14 protein-coding genes and 1 riboswitch are annotated in these 16023 nt (G+C 39.9%); of the genes, 11 read left to right on the forward strand and 3 right to left on the reverse strand.

Translation table 11 applies throughout. The annotated features are described in order from the left end of the window. Positions 1–18 precede the first annotated feature (18 nt). The 3 genes from JR334_01340 to JR334_01350 all read left to right on the forward strand — a co-directional run bounded on the left by JR334_01340 (position 19) and on the right by JR334_01350 (position 4125). Positions 19–864: a hypothetical protein gene (locus JR334_01340; protein QRN85905.1), complete on the forward strand. Its 846-nt coding sequence runs from the start codon at positions 19–21 to the stop codon at positions 862–864. 459 nt (positions 865–1323) lie between these two features. Further along, entirely contained in the window at positions 1324–2604 is a 1281-nt protein-coding gene (gene uvsE / locus JR334_01345) for a UV DNA damage repair endonuclease UvsE (GenBank protein ID QRN85906.1), read from the forward strand. Positions 2605–2927: 323 nt separating this feature from the next. Further along, positions 2928–3010, forward strand: a riboswitch (cyclic di-GMP riboswitch). Positions 3011–3141: 131 nt separating this feature from the next. After that, on the forward strand, positions 3142–4125 hold the full coding sequence (locus JR334_01350) for an HD domain-containing protein (protein ID QRN85907.1): 984 nt from the start codon (positions 3142–3144) through the stop codon (positions 4123–4125). 3 nt (positions 4126–4128) lie between these two features. Here the strand turns inward: JR334_01350 and JR334_01355 are convergent, their stop codons facing one another. Then, positions 4129–4704, reverse strand: coding sequence for a carboxymuconolactone decarboxylase family protein (locus JR334_01355; protein ID QRN85908.1), 576 nt, complete (start codon positions 4702–4704; stop codon positions 4129–4131). Between the two features lie 239 nt (positions 4705–4943). On the opposite strand from JR334_01355, the gene JR334_01360 reads away from it, so the two are divergent. The 3 genes from JR334_01360 to JR334_01370 all read left to right on the forward strand — a co-directional run bounded on the left by JR334_01360 (position 4944) and on the right by JR334_01370 (position 9518). Then, positions 4944–7337 carry a DUF87 domain-containing protein gene (locus JR334_01360; protein ID QRN85909.1) on the forward strand — a complete coding sequence of 798 codons (2394 nt, stop codon included), beginning with the start codon at positions 4944–4946 and terminating at the stop codon, positions 7335–7337. Between the two features lie 423 nt (positions 7338–7760). Beyond that, the gene (locus JR334_01365) at positions 7761–8816 is read left to right on the forward strand and encodes a BMP family protein (GenBank protein QRN85910.1); all 1056 of its coding nucleotides are present in this window, start codon (positions 7761–7763) and stop codon (positions 8814–8816) included. Between the two features lie 129 nt (positions 8817–8945). Then, positions 8946–9518, forward strand: a complete 573-nt coding sequence (locus JR334_01370) for a DUF937 domain-containing protein (GenBank protein QRN85911.1) — start codon at positions 8946–8948, stop codon at positions 9516–9518. Positions 9519–9631: 113 nt separating this feature from the next. Here JR334_01370 and JR334_01375 read toward each other — a convergent pair whose 3' ends face one another. Beyond that, positions 9632–10036 (reverse strand): ACT domain-containing protein, encoded by a 405-nt coding sequence (locus tag JR334_01375; GenBank protein ID QRN85912.1) that lies wholly within the window; start codon positions 10034–10036, stop codon positions 9632–9634. Beyond that, the gene (locus JR334_01380) at positions 10029–11402 is read right to left on the reverse strand and encodes a DUF2254 domain-containing protein (protein ID QRN85913.1); all 1374 of its coding nucleotides are present in this window, start codon (positions 11400–11402) and stop codon (positions 10029–10031) included. Before JR334_01380 ends, JR334_01375 begins: the two co-directional genes overlap by 8 nt. A 117-nt stretch (positions 11403–11519) precedes the next feature. Between JR334_01380 and JR334_01385 the strand changes: the two genes are divergently transcribed. The 5 genes from JR334_01385 (at position 11520) to JR334_01405 (ending at position 16020) form a co-directional block, all read left to right on the forward strand. Then, complete coding sequence (locus JR334_01385) at positions 11520–12434, forward strand: DnaJ domain-containing protein (protein QRN85914.1); 915 nt, start codon at positions 11520–11522, stop codon at positions 12432–12434. Between the two features lie 310 nt (positions 12435–12744). Next, positions 12745–14088, forward strand: a complete 1344-nt coding sequence (locus JR334_01390) for an amidohydrolase (protein QRN85915.1) — start codon at positions 12745–12747, stop codon at positions 14086–14088. A gap of 41 nt (positions 14089–14129) precedes the next feature. After that, a complete protein-coding gene (locus JR334_01395; GenBank protein ID QRN85916.1) occupies positions 14130–14849 on the forward strand; it encodes a dihydroneopterin aldolase in 720 nt (239 codons plus the stop codon). A 150-nt stretch (positions 14850–14999) separates the two neighbouring features. Beyond that, positions 15000–15419, forward strand: coding sequence for an OsmC family protein (locus JR334_01400; GenBank protein QRN85917.1), 420 nt, complete (start codon positions 15000–15002; stop codon positions 15417–15419). Between the two features lie 160 nt (positions 15420–15579). Next, positions 15580–16020 (forward strand): Hsp20 family protein, encoded by a 441-nt coding sequence (locus JR334_01405; GenBank protein ID QRN85918.1) that lies wholly within the window; start codon positions 15580–15582, stop codon positions 16018–16020. The last annotated feature ends 3 nt before the right edge of the window (positions 16021–16023 follow it).

Consider the following 16023-nt stretch of genomic DNA (forward strand, 5'->3'; position numbering starts at 1 on the left):
CCAGCTACGATGGCCTTTTTGGCTGTAGATAAGGGGCGCTTAGATCAGATAGGATATGTTCTGGCCCTTATCTATCTACTTTTGTATCAAAGACTCCCTAAGAAGAGTAGAGGTTTCATATTAGCATTTCTCTTGTGTGTATTGGTGCTTATACATGAAGTACTATTGGTGTTAATAGGTAGCCTATTATTTGCTTATCATCTTCTTAATGAAAAGGGAGACATTAGAAGTGTTAGGGATTGTATACAATTAATTTTAAGATATATGGCTATAGGCCTTCCTGCTACTCTACTAGCTTTTTTTATGCTTACGAAAGCGAGGCTACCCTATAGCCCTGAAAAGGTGCAAGAGATGGTGGCTTATCTGAGAAATTTTTCAGATTTTGATATTGTTAAAGATGCGGTATTGATTCATTTTCGCACTATAAATGATAACCAAGGATTTACCACGGCCCTTGCTAGCAATCCGTATAATGTGAAACGCTACATTTCTGCATTGATAGCCTTGTTACCTACTTTTATAATGGGGTTTGTCTTTTTTATAAGGAGTGTGTGGTCTAAGAGCGAGGACATGCTTCAAAAACTTATAAATATATTGGTGTTACTTCTTTTACTTATGCCACTAAGCTTAGTCTTCATTGGTATAGATTATCCGCGTTGGATGGCTTCTTGCATCTGTAATATATTCATAATCATTTTTGTGGGTTCTAAAAAGATAAGCTTTGCTACCAAGAAGAAATGGCCGGTTGCTATAAGTGTTATTTTTATACTGATTATTTTTACAGGCCTCATGGTGGGGGGGATTACAGCTACTGGAGGACCGCAAATTTTCACCAATTGGTTGGCAAAAATCTTGATCTCCTAAATTGGAATAATAAGCTGAACTAGTATAGTGGTTCTGATGCAAAGATTGCTTGTAAACATATAGTACCCTTTGCTTGGTAATATTGGCCACCATTATTCATTTTTCACATTGCTTTGGCCATTAATTTCGGCTTCACGCTATTTCGGTATCTTGCCGTTTGGACAATGCTGTTCATGCCTTTACGAATCCCGTTGGTCAGTCTAGAATCAAAGTAGTTCAAAATGCTCGGAAAACATAAAGCTAGCAATAGTAGATTCGTAATCAGCTGTTTGGGAGTTCGAATTTCCTGCGAAGCTCCAAACTGGATTTCTATATATAGGAATCCAGTTTTTTTATTTTTTGGGGGGCAGAGTTTTTGCTACTGATATATACTGGAGTAGTGCAAGCTAAGGTAACCTAGAATTATATTTCATGTCGCGTGCCCTTGGGCTGTTTTTGTGGTAGAAAGGACTGGATGGAATGAGTATTGGCTATGCGTGTATTATCACTAGTAGACCGGATCTACGATTTTCAACATGTCGACTAAGTAATGCTTCAAAAGAGCGGCTGAATGAAATTATGGTTGGGAATGTAGCGGTTCTTGATAAAATGATTGATTTTAATATTAAGAATCAAATCAGTCTTTTTAGGATTAGTTCAGACGTGATTCCCTTCGCGACGCACCCAATTAATGGGATAGATTGGCAATTCAAGTATGCAGAACAGCTGACAAAGATTGGATTAAAAATCAAGAAGGCTGGACTAAGGGTGTCAATGCATCCGGGGCAATATACGGTCCTTAATTCGCCTCACCAAGAGGTAGTATCAAGGGCAATCGCAGATATTCACTATCATGCGGAATTCTTGAATGCGCTTGGTTTAGACTATACCCATAAAATTATTCTACATATTGGTGGTGCATATGGTGACAAGTCTCTAGCACAAGATAGATTTATAAATAATGTGAAGTATTTGGATAGTAGTGCTAAGAAGCGTTTGGTCATAGAAAATGATGAAAAAATATATTCAGTGCGTGATGTATTGAATATAGGAATGAAAACTGGAAATCCATGTATCTTTGACATCCTGCACCATAACCTTAATCTACCGTCTGAAAAGAAATCCATAGTGAATTGGATTGACCTGTTTTGTCAAACTTGGCAGGAAATGGATGGTATACAAAAAATCCATTATTCTCAACAAGATGGTAGCAAAAGACGTGGCGCCCATAGCAGAACGATTCAGCACCGAGAATTTCTGGACTTCTACCATTCTTTGAACTCACCGGATATCGATATCATGTTGGAAGTAAAGGATAAGGAGATTTCTGCAATCAAGTGCATCAATCTACTTATGCATGATGCGAGTAGGGACAAGCTCTTACAGGAATGGCATCGTTATCGATTCTTAGTGATGAGCCGTTCGAAGGGAGTATATGATGCAATCAACCGAAAACTAGTTGCCAATTCCGATTTAAACATGTTGGAATTTTACGATTTTGTTGAAGACGCTCTTTCGAAACCAATCCAATCAAAACAGTTACAACAGGCAATCTTATCTGTCTGGTCATCATTGGAAGATGGGGCAACGGCAGCTGAAAAAAAGAGATTCTCCCTCTTGCTATTAAAGATGAACGAGGACAAGCAATTCAAACTAAAAATGATAAAGTGGCTATTTGCAGTTAGTTTGAGACAGGAAAAAACGGATATTTGCGAATCTTACCTTTTCCTTTCAGAATACCTAGCAATTCATCAGAATTAATATGATCTTGAGTGTTTCAAGGATATTGCCAAACCACAAAATGAGATAGTAGGGGTATATTTGTGGGCCTAAAAAATTAAGATATACATTACCAGCCTAGTTGTGGTATAATTCTATATCGCAACAGTATAGTTGAATTGGAAAAAGCTCTTTATAGATTTATTTTGCTGATTGTGGGTCTTGTGTTTTGTATTTTTGAAATCGGTAGCGAAGGATGCCAGACCTGTAGTAGAGAATTCACCTAGTAAACCAGTAAAGGATTAGCCTAAGAAGAAATTGTAGATAAAAGTTGGTCATTTTTACCAATGGATAAAAAAGAATAAAAATAGAAAAGGCAAACCTAGCGAAAGCTAGGGACGCAAAACCACGGGCCTAATGCTTTCGCTATGGTCGCCGGGTCGCCGAGGACAAGTAGGTATGTAATACGTTGGAGTTTTCTGGTGATCAGAAAACTCTTTTTTTGTGGGGCAAAACAATATTGAGTTAATTGATATTTTGAATTTAGTAAAGGACAATATAGGGGGCAATCGAAGAATAATGGATAATAGTACATATTTTCAGGTGTTGGACAATATCTCAGTTGGCTATGCTTGCCACCAACGTATTGATGATGGACAAGATGATGACTTTCAGTATGAGATTATTGAAACCAATCAAGAATTTGAAGAAATAACCGGGATTAGCCATGATGAAGCAATTGGGCTAGATAGTTCATTTATCCTTGGTGGAGTAGAAAAAAATAACGGGAGCTGTCGTGAAACCCATATCGCAACACATTATTATGCGCAAAAGGTAGAAACCAAGCTATATTCGGAAACACGGGGAAAGTGGTTCAGGGTCAGCGCGTTTCGTATTAAGGATGACTATATTGTCACGACTCTGACAGAGTCTACTGCAGGTGAGGAGGATAAATCCTTTTTTATTCGTGAAAAGCAGATAATAGATTATGGCGATATTTTTCTAAATACCATGATGGCTGCTTTTTTTGAAAAGAGTAGTTTCGAGATGCTACATGCTAGACGAGTTGGCAGGCTAAGTGAACTAATTGGCTTGAAAATGCAGGATCAGCAGATGAATGTGACAAGATTAAAGCAAGCAGGCATGCTGCACGATATTGGGAAAATCGCAGTTAGTAGTGAAATCTTAAATAAAAGAGGAGCACTTACCAAAGAAGATGAAAGTTTGCTTAAGTCTCACAGCAAACGAGGGTTTAGGATACTTAGCAATAGTATAATTTTTTCTGATATTGCAGATATTGTTTATATGCATCACGAAAGACTCGATGGGAGCGGTTTTCCTAGGGCATTGAAGGCAGGACAGATACCCAAGGAGGCCTGTATCATAGCCGTAGCAGAAGCCTACGACAACATGACTTCATATAGACCCTATAAAGCTAGCATGGAAGCACAAGAAGCACTAGATACAATAAAGAAACAAGCTGGTACAAAATATGACGCCGACGTTGTGGATGTGCTTTGGGATATTGTACAAAATGACCAATGGAGTAGTATGAGTATCTAGAAATTAATTCTGTTGTTTTTTGAAAGCAGTTTTTAACAATGCTACTGGAAGAAATATAATAGTGGAGAAAATAACACCCAATTCTTTGCAGAGACTGCTTTTTTTATCCGGCTTACCCTTAAGTCGGTTTTTTAGTGTTCCAAAAGCAATCCCTTGTGCGTTGCCCATCATAATAACCTTGGTTACTCCCAAAATGCCCTTTGCTTTTTCAAGGCCATAGGTATCGACGACTCTTTTCCATGCTGCACTAGAATACTGGCCTTTCGTTTCAGCATAATGTTGAGCAAAAAACAAAGCCACAGATTCTTTTGGGTCTAGGTGATTGATGCTGCCGGAGAGGATGGCTTGAATATCTTCTTCTGACATGCCCATTTCTAGAGCATCCTTTGTATGAACATAAGAGCATAGTGCACAGCCATTCACCTCAGTTACTACCAACATGATATGGTTTTGCAGTTCATGATCTATTAGACCTTTTCTTTTGGCTTGACGCATATCTTTCATGCCACCTACGGCTTCACATACGACATGGTAGAATTCACCAGTTGTGAAGATCCTCTTATTGGCTATTAGGGCCATGGTTCTACCTCTTTTCAATATTTAGTTTCCAAAGTATATGTCCACATTCAGTATGGGCTTCTACAATTATATTTTGAAAGAGTATACCTTGTCAAAATGAGAGGAAATTGATTTAAAGTATGGGAGAAGATTGACGATGTTTGCTTTCAAGATACCCGTAAAGACAGAAAAATATGGTAAAATAACAGAAAGAACATAATTCTATTAAGATATGAATTAGGAAATCAAAGGAGACCGCTATGCAGGATTATGAGAAGCTCGGTGTATTCTATCTAGGCAAAGAGTTTGATCTAAGAAACGATCAACTTCAGGATGACATGGTCCTTTACAAGACCAAAGATCTAACTACACATGCCGTGATTATCGGTATGACTGGCAGTGGAAAGACAGGGCTTGGTGTCAGCATGATAGAAGAAGCGGCACTAGATAATATCCCGGTCATTGCCATTGACCCCAAGGGAGACCTTGGCAATTTGGCCTTAACATTTCCGAAACTTGAAGCGAAAGACTTTAAACCCTGGATTAATCTGCAGGATGCGTCCAACAAGGGCATGAGTGCCGATGAATATGCCGCAGGTCAAGCCAAGCTTTGGAAAGAAGGCCTGGCAAAATGGGGGCAGGATGGTGCTAGGATAGAGAAATTTAAGAATGCTGCGGATGTGAAAGTATATACCCCCGGTGGTTCAGCTGGTGTGGGTGTATCTGTTCTGAAATCCTTTAATGCACCGCCAAAATCTGTCCGCGATGATAAGGATGCCTTTCGTGATAAGATCCAAATTACGACGACCAGCATCCTCTCACTGATTGGTATAGACGGAGACCCTTTTACAAGCAGAGAGCATATTTTGCTGGCGAATTTATTCGAAGAGACTTGGAATAAAGGAGAAAACTTGGGTCTAGCCGAATTGATTGGTTTAATCCAGAATCCTCCGATAGCTAAGATTGGCGTAATGGATTTGGAAAACTTTTATCCATCAAAAGACCGTTTCAGTTTGGCTATGCAACTAAACAATCTACTAGCATCCCCTAGCTTTGAAGCTTGGATGGAGGGTGATGCTTTGGATGTAAACAAGTTTCTATATGATGATTCAGGAAAATCTAGGGTTTCGGTATTCTCCATAGCCCATCTTTCAGATGGAGAACGGATGTTTTTCGTTACCATGCTGTTGAACGAAATCCTATCTTGGGTACGTTCACAACCAGGAACAGGAAGCCTGAGAGCAATACTGTATATGGATGAAATATTTGGTTATCTACCGCCTACCAAGAATCCACCATCCAAGACACCTTTTTTGACCTTGCTTAAACAGGCAAGAGCCTATGGACTAGGATTAGTTTTATCTACACAGAACCCTGTTGATTTAGACTACAAAGCATTGTCCAATGCAGGTACCTGGTTTATTGGAAGGTTGCAGACTGAACGAGATAAGGAACGGGTTCTGGCCGGTCTTGAAGGTGCAGCAGCTGGAGGCGAATTTGACCGCAAACAAACGGAACAAATTCTGGCAGGTCTAGGTAAAAGAAAGTTCTACCTGCATAGTGTACACGAAAATGAACCTGTTATTTTTAATACTAGATGGGTCATGTCATATCTAGCTGGTCCCTTAACTGGAGACCAGATAAGAATGCTACCTTCTGCTAAAAGACAACCTGCAGCTACCACAGATGAAGTCCGCCCGGTAATAGAAATGGCCGAAGAACCATCTACTGACTTGACCAAGGCAAGTAACCTAGCACCAATCTTGTCACCGCAGATTAAACAGCTGTTTATTCCCAAACCAAATAAAGAAGGGGCAAGCGTATACAGACCCACTGTGCTTGGTGTCGCGGAGGTGTTATATAGCCATGTTAAGAATAAGGTTGAAGTAGAACGAAAAATCACCTTACAGGCTTCGCTTTGTGAAGGACCCATCCCCCTTGACTGGGAGGAAGCCACACAATTGGAGATAGATGTTAGAGATTTACTAGGTGAACCTGAAAAAGAAACACTCTTTCACAGCTATCCTGAAGCGGCAGCAAATGCTAAAAATTATGTGAAATGGGAAAAACTGCTTAAGCAGAATATTAGAACTGAACATAAGTTACAACTAATGAGAAGCCCCAGTTTGAAGGTATTATCTGAAGTAGATGAATCGGAACGAGAGTTTCGGATTCGCCTGCAGCATTTGGCTCATGAAAAACGTGACCAAGATATTGAAAAGCTGAAAAAGAAATACACGTCAAAGATGAATACCTTAACAGACCGCGAAAGAAGAGCACGGCAGGCATTGGAACGACATAGCACCCAGTCTTCTCAAAAGAAGATGGAGGCGGCAGTATCTGCTGGAACAGCCATACTCGGTGCACTGTTTGGTAGAAAAACATTCAGCGCAACCTCCATTTCCAAGATGGGGACAGCGGTGAAGAGTACTAGCCGAGCATTTAAGAGCTCTTCTAGCATTGAACAGGCCAAGGAGACACTAGAATCCGTAGAACAACAATTGGGCGCTTTAGAATTGGAATTAGAAGAGCAAGTGGAAAAAATTACAGCCCAGTATGATTTGACGCAGGAAGAATTGGAACCAATTGAAGTGGCAGCTAAGAGTACGAATATTACTGTACACTATGTCGGTTTGGCCTGGGATCCTTCCTAAGAAGGTATTTAGCCTTAATGAAAAGAGAAATGATTTCTTCATAAACCAAATGGCATAAAGGATACCTGCATTTCCACCTACCAGTTTGTTAGGAAGTTGGTAGGTGGAAACTATTTTCAAAGTGGAGTTTGCTAGTCTACAGGCAAAACATGCAGTATTTACTACTTAAAATGCTAAATGATGGAGTAGAGGATAGTTCTAATTTGAGCAAAGATAATTAAAAACTTAGTTAATTTAATTAACTAAGTTCAGTAGGAAGGATTTTAAAAACTTTTGTGGAATAGTAAGTAAAATATAACGAGTTAAACGATTAATCTTTGCTGGCTTTGAAGGCTGGCAATTATGTTGCTACGTTGGTTATACGATTAACCAATTGCTTGACGACTTTACACTAAAAGTCGTTAGATATTTTCGGAGGTGGATATGAAAAAGTTTTTTGTGATGGCTTTGGTATTGATGATGTTCATATCAGTAGTAGGTTGTACAGCTACTGAGGAACCATCAGATGCTGTGGACGAACCAACTGGTGCTGAAGAAACGGAAACCCCTGAAGTAGCAGATGAGATGCCTCTTAAGGTGGCTGCTCTCTTGCCGGGTCCTATTAATGATATGGGCTGGAATGCATCTGCTTATGATGGACTAATTGCTGTTGAAAGTGAATTCGGGGCAGAAATTGCGTACCAAGAAAATGTTGCACAGTCTGATATGGAAGAGGTATTCCGCAATTATGCATTGGCAGGCTACGATGTTATTTTTGGGCATGGTTTCCAATTTGGAGATACTGCAGCCAAGGTAGCTGAGGAATTCCCTGATACAATTTTTGTAATCACATCTAGCTCAGTAAGCAACGGAACAAATTTGGGCTCAGTGAACTCTGGTGTTGACCAACAGGGTTTCCTAGCTGGTGTATTGGCAGCTTCACTCACTGAATCTGGTAAGATTGGTGCCCTTGGCGGTGTTGAAATTCCTCCTATTACTGGTCCTATTTACGGATACTATGCAGGAGCAGCGTATATCGATCCTGATATTGAAGTTACGTCTGTTTTAACTGGATCTTTTGATGATGTTACCAAAGCAAAAGAAACAGCTAGAGCGATGATTGACACAGGTGTTGATGTGATTTTCGCGAATGCAAACCAGGCTGGCTTGGGTTCTATAGAAGCATGCCAAGAAGCTGGTATTTATGCAATAGGATCTAACGAAGACCAAAACCCCATTGCTCCAGATACTGTAGTTCAGAGTGTAATCAAAAGTACGACAAGATTGTTCTCATACATCATTGATATCGTTGAAAAAGGAGAATTTGAAGGTAAATTCTATAAACTCGGTATTGATGAAGGAGCTATTTTCCTAGCTGATTGGCACGGATTTGATGAGTCTATGCCTGAATTGAAATCCTTGATGGATGATACAATTGCAGGAATGACAGATGGTAGTATTACCTATGATTGGGAACAATACCAAGATGTATTAAAATAGATCTCCCCAAGATAGTATTAATGCGAAGGACCCGAGAGGGTCCTTTGTTATTTGTCCGTAAGAAGAGGTTTTATACATATACTGTCGAAATAGATTAAGAGGTAAGATGTACTCTCAAGGAGGTAGCAAATGGATCTATTAAAAATGATTTTCGACCAAGTAGATGAGTCTAATGCACTTGGAAAACTGGGCTCTGAAGTTGGGGCAGAACCATCTCAAGTTGAGAATCTGATGAAGATGGGCATCCCAATTCTTATGCAAAAGATGGGACAAAATGCGAGTACTAGTGAAGGCAGAAGCACCCTAGAACGTGTGTTGGAACAACATCAAGATGATGATACCGGAGATTTTAATGATTTTCTCCAACGTGTGGATGTGAATGAGGGGGATAAAATTCTATCTCATGTGTTCTCTTCCAATAACAGCAAGGTTAGCCAAGGACTCGCTCAAAAATCCGGAATGGATTCTGGTCAAGTAATGGGGATTATGAGTAGGCTTGCTCCTTTTGTCTTAGGCATGCTGGGACAACAGAAAAAACAAAATGTAGATACGGGACAGATTGCTGGACTGTTGGGTAATGCCTTCGAACAAGGGAAAAGCGATGGCTTGTTGGATATGGCTGCTGATTTTTTAGATTTTGATAATGATGGCAGCATTATGGATGATGCGGGAAAATTACTTTCTGGTTTTTTGAAAAAATAGAACGGTATGGGAAAGGGATATGCTCCTGTCAAAGTAGACTCGAAATTTTTGTTATTTCAAGTGTCTACTTCGACAGGAGCATATCATTATGCAGGGTGTTCTATACTTTTTTACTACCTTTGTTCAGAATGAATAAAAGAGTAATCTGACTTGGATAATGCATCAATTGCATTGTCCAATTTTTCATTTTGGACCAAGATATAATCAGTGTCGTAGGTAGATACAGCAAAGATACTAACCTGTGCATCTGCGAGAATGGTACTAATGGAGGAGAGGATTCCAACCAAAGAAAAATCTAGAGGCCCCAAGACTTTAATGATTCTCCAGCCATTCTTAAAACAAGTATCGTCGGGAATAGCTTTGTCTAAACAGACAATGGAAAGTTCTTCATCCGTTCTGGTTATGCTTACAAATCCATCCGAAGAGATCCAGCTAGGAATCGGGGAAGAGGCAGGCATGCGACATACCGCATATTCTTCTTTTAGTACTTCAAGTTTGATTATTGGTTTTTTAGTCATTGTTTGTCCTTTCTTTTTTGGAGTTATCCTTTATCATGAATGGGCTTTCTCCTAGGTGTCTAGTTACAAAGGCGAGTTCTTGCATTTTTCGTTCTAAGAACAGCCTGTCCAATGAGGCCATTTTACTGCAATCACAATCTTCGAACAAGTAGAGCGAAAACTCCCAACATATTTCTTTTATACTTTTAGCACTGTGTTTGGAAATAAAAGACAGTGCATCAACACAGGCTCCCATGACTGAGTGGTCATGGCTTCCATAGTGTTTAATCTGTGAGAAAGATTGGTAAAGAAGGTCCTTGAAGGGTATTTTATTGACGATGAGCCGTAATTTGTTGGTTTCACCATAATAATAAGTCTTATGCCTCCTAGCTTGTGCGATATTCGAAAGCACATAACCAATCTTTTGGATGCAAAAAATAGCCGTATTCGGGTCGTTGATTCCTGGAGAAATAGCTCTTAGAGCAACCTCTACGAGCTTGATAATTCCAAATTCTACATCTTCTTCAGAATTTCGTTCTTCTCCAATTTCTATGCATAGAAACAATTTTTCTTCTTCCTCTTCCGAGACAGGAGAAGAAAGCGTTTCTCCCCATAAGGAAAAGATTGTGGTTTCTTTGGTAATATAGTCTCCTAGAGACTGTTCTAGGCGGATGGTGCAGTCATGCTCCGAGGCAAAGTCTACAAGGGCAGAATTGTCTACTTTTTGGATGTACCCGTCCTCTTTTGCATTCACCTTAATGGATTCCCCGAAAGTATAGTCCTCGTACTCATCGGGAAGTTCCGTGGTGATTTCTTTATTCTTATTCCTAAATTTTTGCATTTGCTTTTTATTAATGAGAGCCAAAATATCCTTGGTAATACGCTCAACCATCAGATTTACTTGGATGGAATTAGCAATGTGATGTATGAAATAAGCGAATAACACTAGGCATAAGATAGCCAAAAGTACGCCTACACTTCCCGCGATGCTAGAAAGCTCATCTTGTGGATCTGGTAAAAAGTACATCTGGGTAATAGAGTAAATGAAAGTCCCCATGAAAACACCTAGTACTCGTAAAGAAATCTTGCTTTCTAGGAAGTCTGGTAGGGTTCTTGGCGAGAACTGTGCTGAATAGAGCGTAAGTACAACCATGATGGTAGAAAAGGTAACGGTAATCATGGAAAGTAGGGCACCAGTAAGAACAGCTAGTATGCTTCTTGCGGCTTCAATCCGTTGAAGAAATATTGGATTGTTCACCATCTGCATATTATGAATCAAAGTGCGGTCCAATACGATGATGGCAAAGGAGAAGATGACTGCTAAAAGGCAGTATAAAGCCGGAATGAAGTATGTTTTATTTTTCCAACGCTGATAATATCGGTTCACGGCAGACCTCCTTAACTATGTTTGTGTTAATTATAGCATGGAAATATTCAGGCTGTGAAGATGAAGTGCTTTTTGTCCTTGTATGTTGTATAATATGCGGAATAAGGAGTTGAAATAATGAGTTTAGTAGAAATGTTACAAGGTGTTATAGGATTCGGGTTGGACTTGATTTCCATTTTGTTCCGTTTGTTCCTTTTTGCCGTTGTTCAGGTGATAATGAGTTTCAAAAATAGAAATGGAATACTATATGGTGTTGCGGTCTTTTTCTTTCCATGGGCAATATTCTTGCTGTTTTGGATACCCAGAAAGACCCCAAAACTTGATGCGCGCTATAAAAATATGGAAGAATTTAGAGGGCTAAATCCTGTAATCGCTTCCATCATGAGTTTAGCTGCCATGGTAGCGAAGAGTGATGGACGTGTCTCAGAATCTGAAATTCTGCAGGTTAAGCAGTTTGTAGCTCAAAACTTCCGAATCTCCAAAGAAGACCTGGATCGTTATCGTGGTGCCTTCAATTACGGGAAAAAGCATCCAGAGGAATACGAACAGTTTACAAGGGTAATTCGAGGATACTATACCAATCGCATGACCTTATTGGGTTTGGCTTATCTTTTTATGGGCCTAGCGCAGGGCAATAAGGGCACTATAGCAGACGAAGTATTGCTTCGAAATATTCTCTATTCTATGGGTATATCGCAGATGGAATACATGGGTATGAAGAATTCATATTATGCCCGTCAAAACGGCGGTGCTTGGGGAGGGAATTGGCAGGATGCTTTTGGTTCGGGTCAACGCACTAATTATGCGCCACCCCGAGTAAACCAAACAAAACGCTATACGGATGTATTGGGTGTATCTGAGAATGCCAGCACCCAGGAAATAAAGAGTGCATATAGGAAAATTGTTAAAGAATTTCATCCAGACAAGGTAGCCAGTAAAGGCATGCCCAAGGAATATGTGGACTATGCTACACAAAAGGTAAAAGAAGCAAATGAAGCCTATGAGTATCTGATGAAACAGAAGGAATCCTAATGCTTAAATAATCTCTAGCTAATTTTTGCCATATGAAAAGTAATGGTAGGAGCATCGTTCGATGCTCCTACCATCTTTTGTAATAGCTTGAACTCTTCGATGGAGATAATGCTTGACCACACCTTGGTAGAGAGATTGCCAATCACGTATTGATGGGGTAAAATATTTAAATACTGATGGTTTTACATGCAGTATACATTTGGAGGATCATATGCACGAAAAAGAGAAATATTTTATTGTTCTCCTTAATATTTTTTAACAATTTTGCGTTGCCTTAGGTTTCGTAGAATTCAGTTGAAGGGAGAAAAATATGTTACAAGCAGATATTTGGTTGCGTGGTGGTAGTTTGGTCCATGAAGATGGTCAAATAGAAAAAAAAGATATGCTACTAGTTGATGGAAAAATCGAAAAAATACTTCTACCCAATGCAAAGGAAGAAATAAAAGCAAAACAAATCATCAACTTGAAGGGAAGGTATGTATTCCCAGGCTTGGTGAATACCCATACCCATTTATTCCAAACTTGGTTTAAAGGCCTGGGCCGTGACTTAAAGTTAATGGACTGGTTGGCTGCTTCTATAAGGCCGAATGCGCCTAAGCTGACTCGGGAGGACTGCTATTATAGTGCAATACTCGGCGCGATGGATACGGTGATGTCCGGTGGGACTTCTATAATGGATTTCATGTATGCCAATGAAAAAAAAGATAATATCTTAGGGGCTATCGATGGGTTGGATGATTTGGGAGTCCGGGCAGTTATGGGACGAGGATTCATTGATATAAAGTTAGAGGATGAAAACCATAATCGGTTGGTAGAAACACCAAAGCAAGTCATAGAACAGCTGGACATCTTGAGGGAATATGTGAAGGATAAGGACCGGATGGACATTGGTATTGCCGGTAGTGTGTTCTGGGCAATTTCAGAAGAAGGTTTTGCTACGATTCGAGATTATGCTGACCAACATCATATGACAGTGGCCCTTCATGCTTCCGAAACCGAGGATGATAACCAAGACAGTATGCGACGTTTTGGCATGCGCATGTTTCCCTACTTAGAGAGTATTGGATTTATGAAAGATTGGTTGACGGCAGTTCATTGCGTGACTTTGGACGAAACCGACTTAGATTTGATAGAAAAATATCAAGTTAAGGTGTCATACAATCCAATGAGCAACCTAATTTTAGGTTCTGGCATACCACCCATGGAGGAACTCAGAAAACGTGGCGTAACCATAGGTCTGGGTACAGATGGTGCTGCATCGAGTGACTCCCAAGATATGATTGAGACGATAAAGTTTGCTGCCTTATTGCAAAAAGGAGCCAATCAAGATCCAACGGCATTTAAAGCAGCCGATGTTCTACAAATGGCTACCTTGGGTGGAGCTCATTGCCTGGGCCTTGCCGATAAGACAGGAAGTTTTGAAATAGGAAAGAGAGCTGATTTGATGGTCTATAATCCCAACCGCATCAAATCCGCACCAGTTTATAACCCAGTGAATTCTTTAGTGTACACTTCCGATACCAGTAATGTAGAAATGGTCCTAGTAGACGGAAAGGTAATCTACCGTGATGGTAACTTTACCACGGTGAACCAAGAGGATGTGCTTTATTGGGTGGAAGAAGTAAAAGAAAAATTTGATACCAACAAAGCTTAGATTTAGGCAAACTAGATTTAATGAAAGGGAGGAATAAATCGATGAATTACAAAATGTATAAAAATATTACCATCTTTGCCACACACGGACACGCCATTCAAGAAAAAGAATTGGGACAGAAGTTTGTGCTAGAGATAACCCTGTTTGGAGAAGATTTATCCAAAGTGGATACATCCGTATCTGAGGCGGAGGTGGAGCGTTTTATCCAAGAAGAGGCGATAGACGTACACCGCGACATGATTCAGGCGGTAGCCGGCCGCGTGGGAGACCTGATTTTAGAAGCCAGCTCAGATGCCTTAATGGAAGTACGGGTAGAGGTTAAAAAGCCGTCTACACCCATCCGTATCGGTATGCCAGGAGGCTTGGTCAAGTATGTAAGTACTACAGTGAGCCGTCGTAAGAAGGGTTACACACCGGTATATGAACATCTTGAAGACTATAACTTTACCAAGATCCGCAGTGCTAGAGTATTCGACAAGGATGTCAAATACGAAGCAGATCTAGAGGTAGCCTTCGATATGGGTCCATCCATCGAAAATGATGATATTGCCTATAGCTACAGCTATACTACGGTTTATGATGTGGCGGTAGATACCATCAAAGCCAACAAGGGTGATGCACCCTATGAATTGGCTCGTAAGATGGTTGAAAAGGTCTATGAGGATAAACCGGATGCCAAGATGGTTCGTGCTAAGGTTCGAAACTTTTTGCCAGAAAACAATCTGTCTGTAGATTATATGGAGTATATGGTTGTTAAATAGCAAGATGAAGTGATAGTTGAAAAAGAATGTGAGTTCCCCTTGATGGAATGAGCATTCTTTTTTTATTAGTATATCGGTAGAGGAAGGATATTGTCGTAGTTTTGTCTAAGAATGCAGTTATAGAAGAAAAAGAGCATTGGAGGAGAAACGATGAGTGTTGATTACAAAACAGAATGGTTGGGTGATATGGCTTTTGAGATGGATATCGGGGGACATAAGGTTCGCATGGATTCATCAGCCGAATTTGGAGGAGAAGATTCTGGACCTAGGCCGAAACCATTGATTCTTGCTGGCATGACTGGATGTACGGGTATGGATGTGGTCTCTATTCTTAAAAAGATGAAAGAACCGGTAGATTATTTTAATATGAAAGTGGAAACAGAACTTACTACTGAGCATCCCTATACTTATACTAAGGTACATTTGATTTACCGAATTGGAGGTAAGGGCCTGAATCACGATAACGTTAATAAGGCTTGCCGCTTATCCAGAGAAAAATATTGCGGAGGCATCGCGTTGGTAGAAAAGGCAGTTGACTTCAGTTATGAGGTTCAAATAGAGGATTTATAGTTCAAAAAAAGCCCGGGTTTTAGGACCCGGTTTTTTTATAAAAAAATAGTCAGAAAAGGTCAGAAAATTTGACTGCCAATTATCTGGTGATATAATAAATATAGAGTTAGCAGTCTAATTAAGAGAGTGCTAAAAATTATTATGAAATGGAGGAATTGATATGTCAGGATTAACAATTTTTAACCGCAGACCCTTGAGAAGAATCGGAGATCCAATGTACTTTCACAACATGATCGATGACTTCCTGGATAGTAATTATTGGGCGCAGGGAACCCAACTAGAAGATTTTAAAATGGATGTTAAGGAAACAAACGAAGGATATGAAATCGAAGCTGAGCTACCTGGTATAAATCGAGAGGATATCAATGTGTCTATAGAGGAAGGTATACTCTATATAGCGGTAAACCACGAGGAGAAAAACGAGGAAGAACAAAAAGACTATGTCTATCGTGAAAGAAAGACAAGTTCCATGGCTAGAAGTATACACTTGCAAGATATTGCAGATGTTGGGGTAGAAGCAAAACTTGCAGATGGGATTTTGCATATTAAAGTACCTAAGAAAGAAAAATCCGAAAAATGCAAACAGATTGAGATTAAATAAGGA

It is taken from the genome of Clostridia bacterium, from assembly GCA_016887505.1.
In the GTDB taxonomy this organism is placed as follows: Bacteria; Bacillota; TC1; order TC1; family UBA5767; genus UBA5767.

Bases quoted from the DNA above. Each gene is read 5' to 3' on its own strand.
- JR334_01385 (QRN85914.1), top strand. From the start codon at position 11,520: ATGAGTTTAGTAGAAATGTTACAAGGTGTTATAGGATTCGGGTTGGAC.
- JR334_01395 (QRN85916.1), top strand. From the start codon at position 14,130: ATGAATTACAAAATGTATAAAAATATTACCATCTTTGCCACACACGGA.
- JR334_01390 (QRN85915.1), top strand. From the start codon at position 12,745: ATGTTACAAGCAGATATTTGGTTGCGTGGTGGTAGTTTGGTCCATGAA.
- JR334_01365 (QRN85910.1), top strand. From the start codon at position 7,761: ATGAAAAAGTTTTTTGTGATGGCTTTGGTATTGATGATGTTCATATCA.
- JR334_01370 (QRN85911.1), top strand. From the start codon at position 8,946: ATGGATCTATTAAAAATGATTTTCGACCAAGTAGATGAGTCTAATGCA.
- JR334_01405 (QRN85918.1), top strand. From the start codon at position 15,580: ATGTCAGGATTAACAATTTTTAACCGCAGACCCTTGAGAAGAATCGGA.
- uvsE (QRN85906.1), top strand. From the start codon at position 1,324: ATGAGTATTGGCTATGCGTGTATTATCACTAGTAGACCGGATCTACGA.
- JR334_01400 (QRN85917.1), top strand. From the start codon at position 15,000: ATGAGTGTTGATTACAAAACAGAATGGTTGGGTGATATGGCTTTTGAG.
- JR334_01360 (QRN85909.1), top strand. From the start codon at position 4,944: ATGCAGGATTATGAGAAGCTCGGTGTATTCTATCTAGGCAAAGAGTTT.
- JR334_01355 (QRN85908.1), bottom strand. From the start codon at position 4,704: ATGGCCCTAATAGCCAATAAGAGGATCTTCACAACTGGTGAATTCTAC.
- JR334_01375 (QRN85912.1), bottom strand. From the start codon at position 10,036: ATGACTAAAAAACCAATAATCAAACTTGAAGTACTAAAAGAAGAATAT.
- JR334_01350 (QRN85907.1), top strand. From the start codon at position 3,142: ATGGATAATAGTACATATTTTCAGGTGTTGGACAATATCTCAGTTGGC.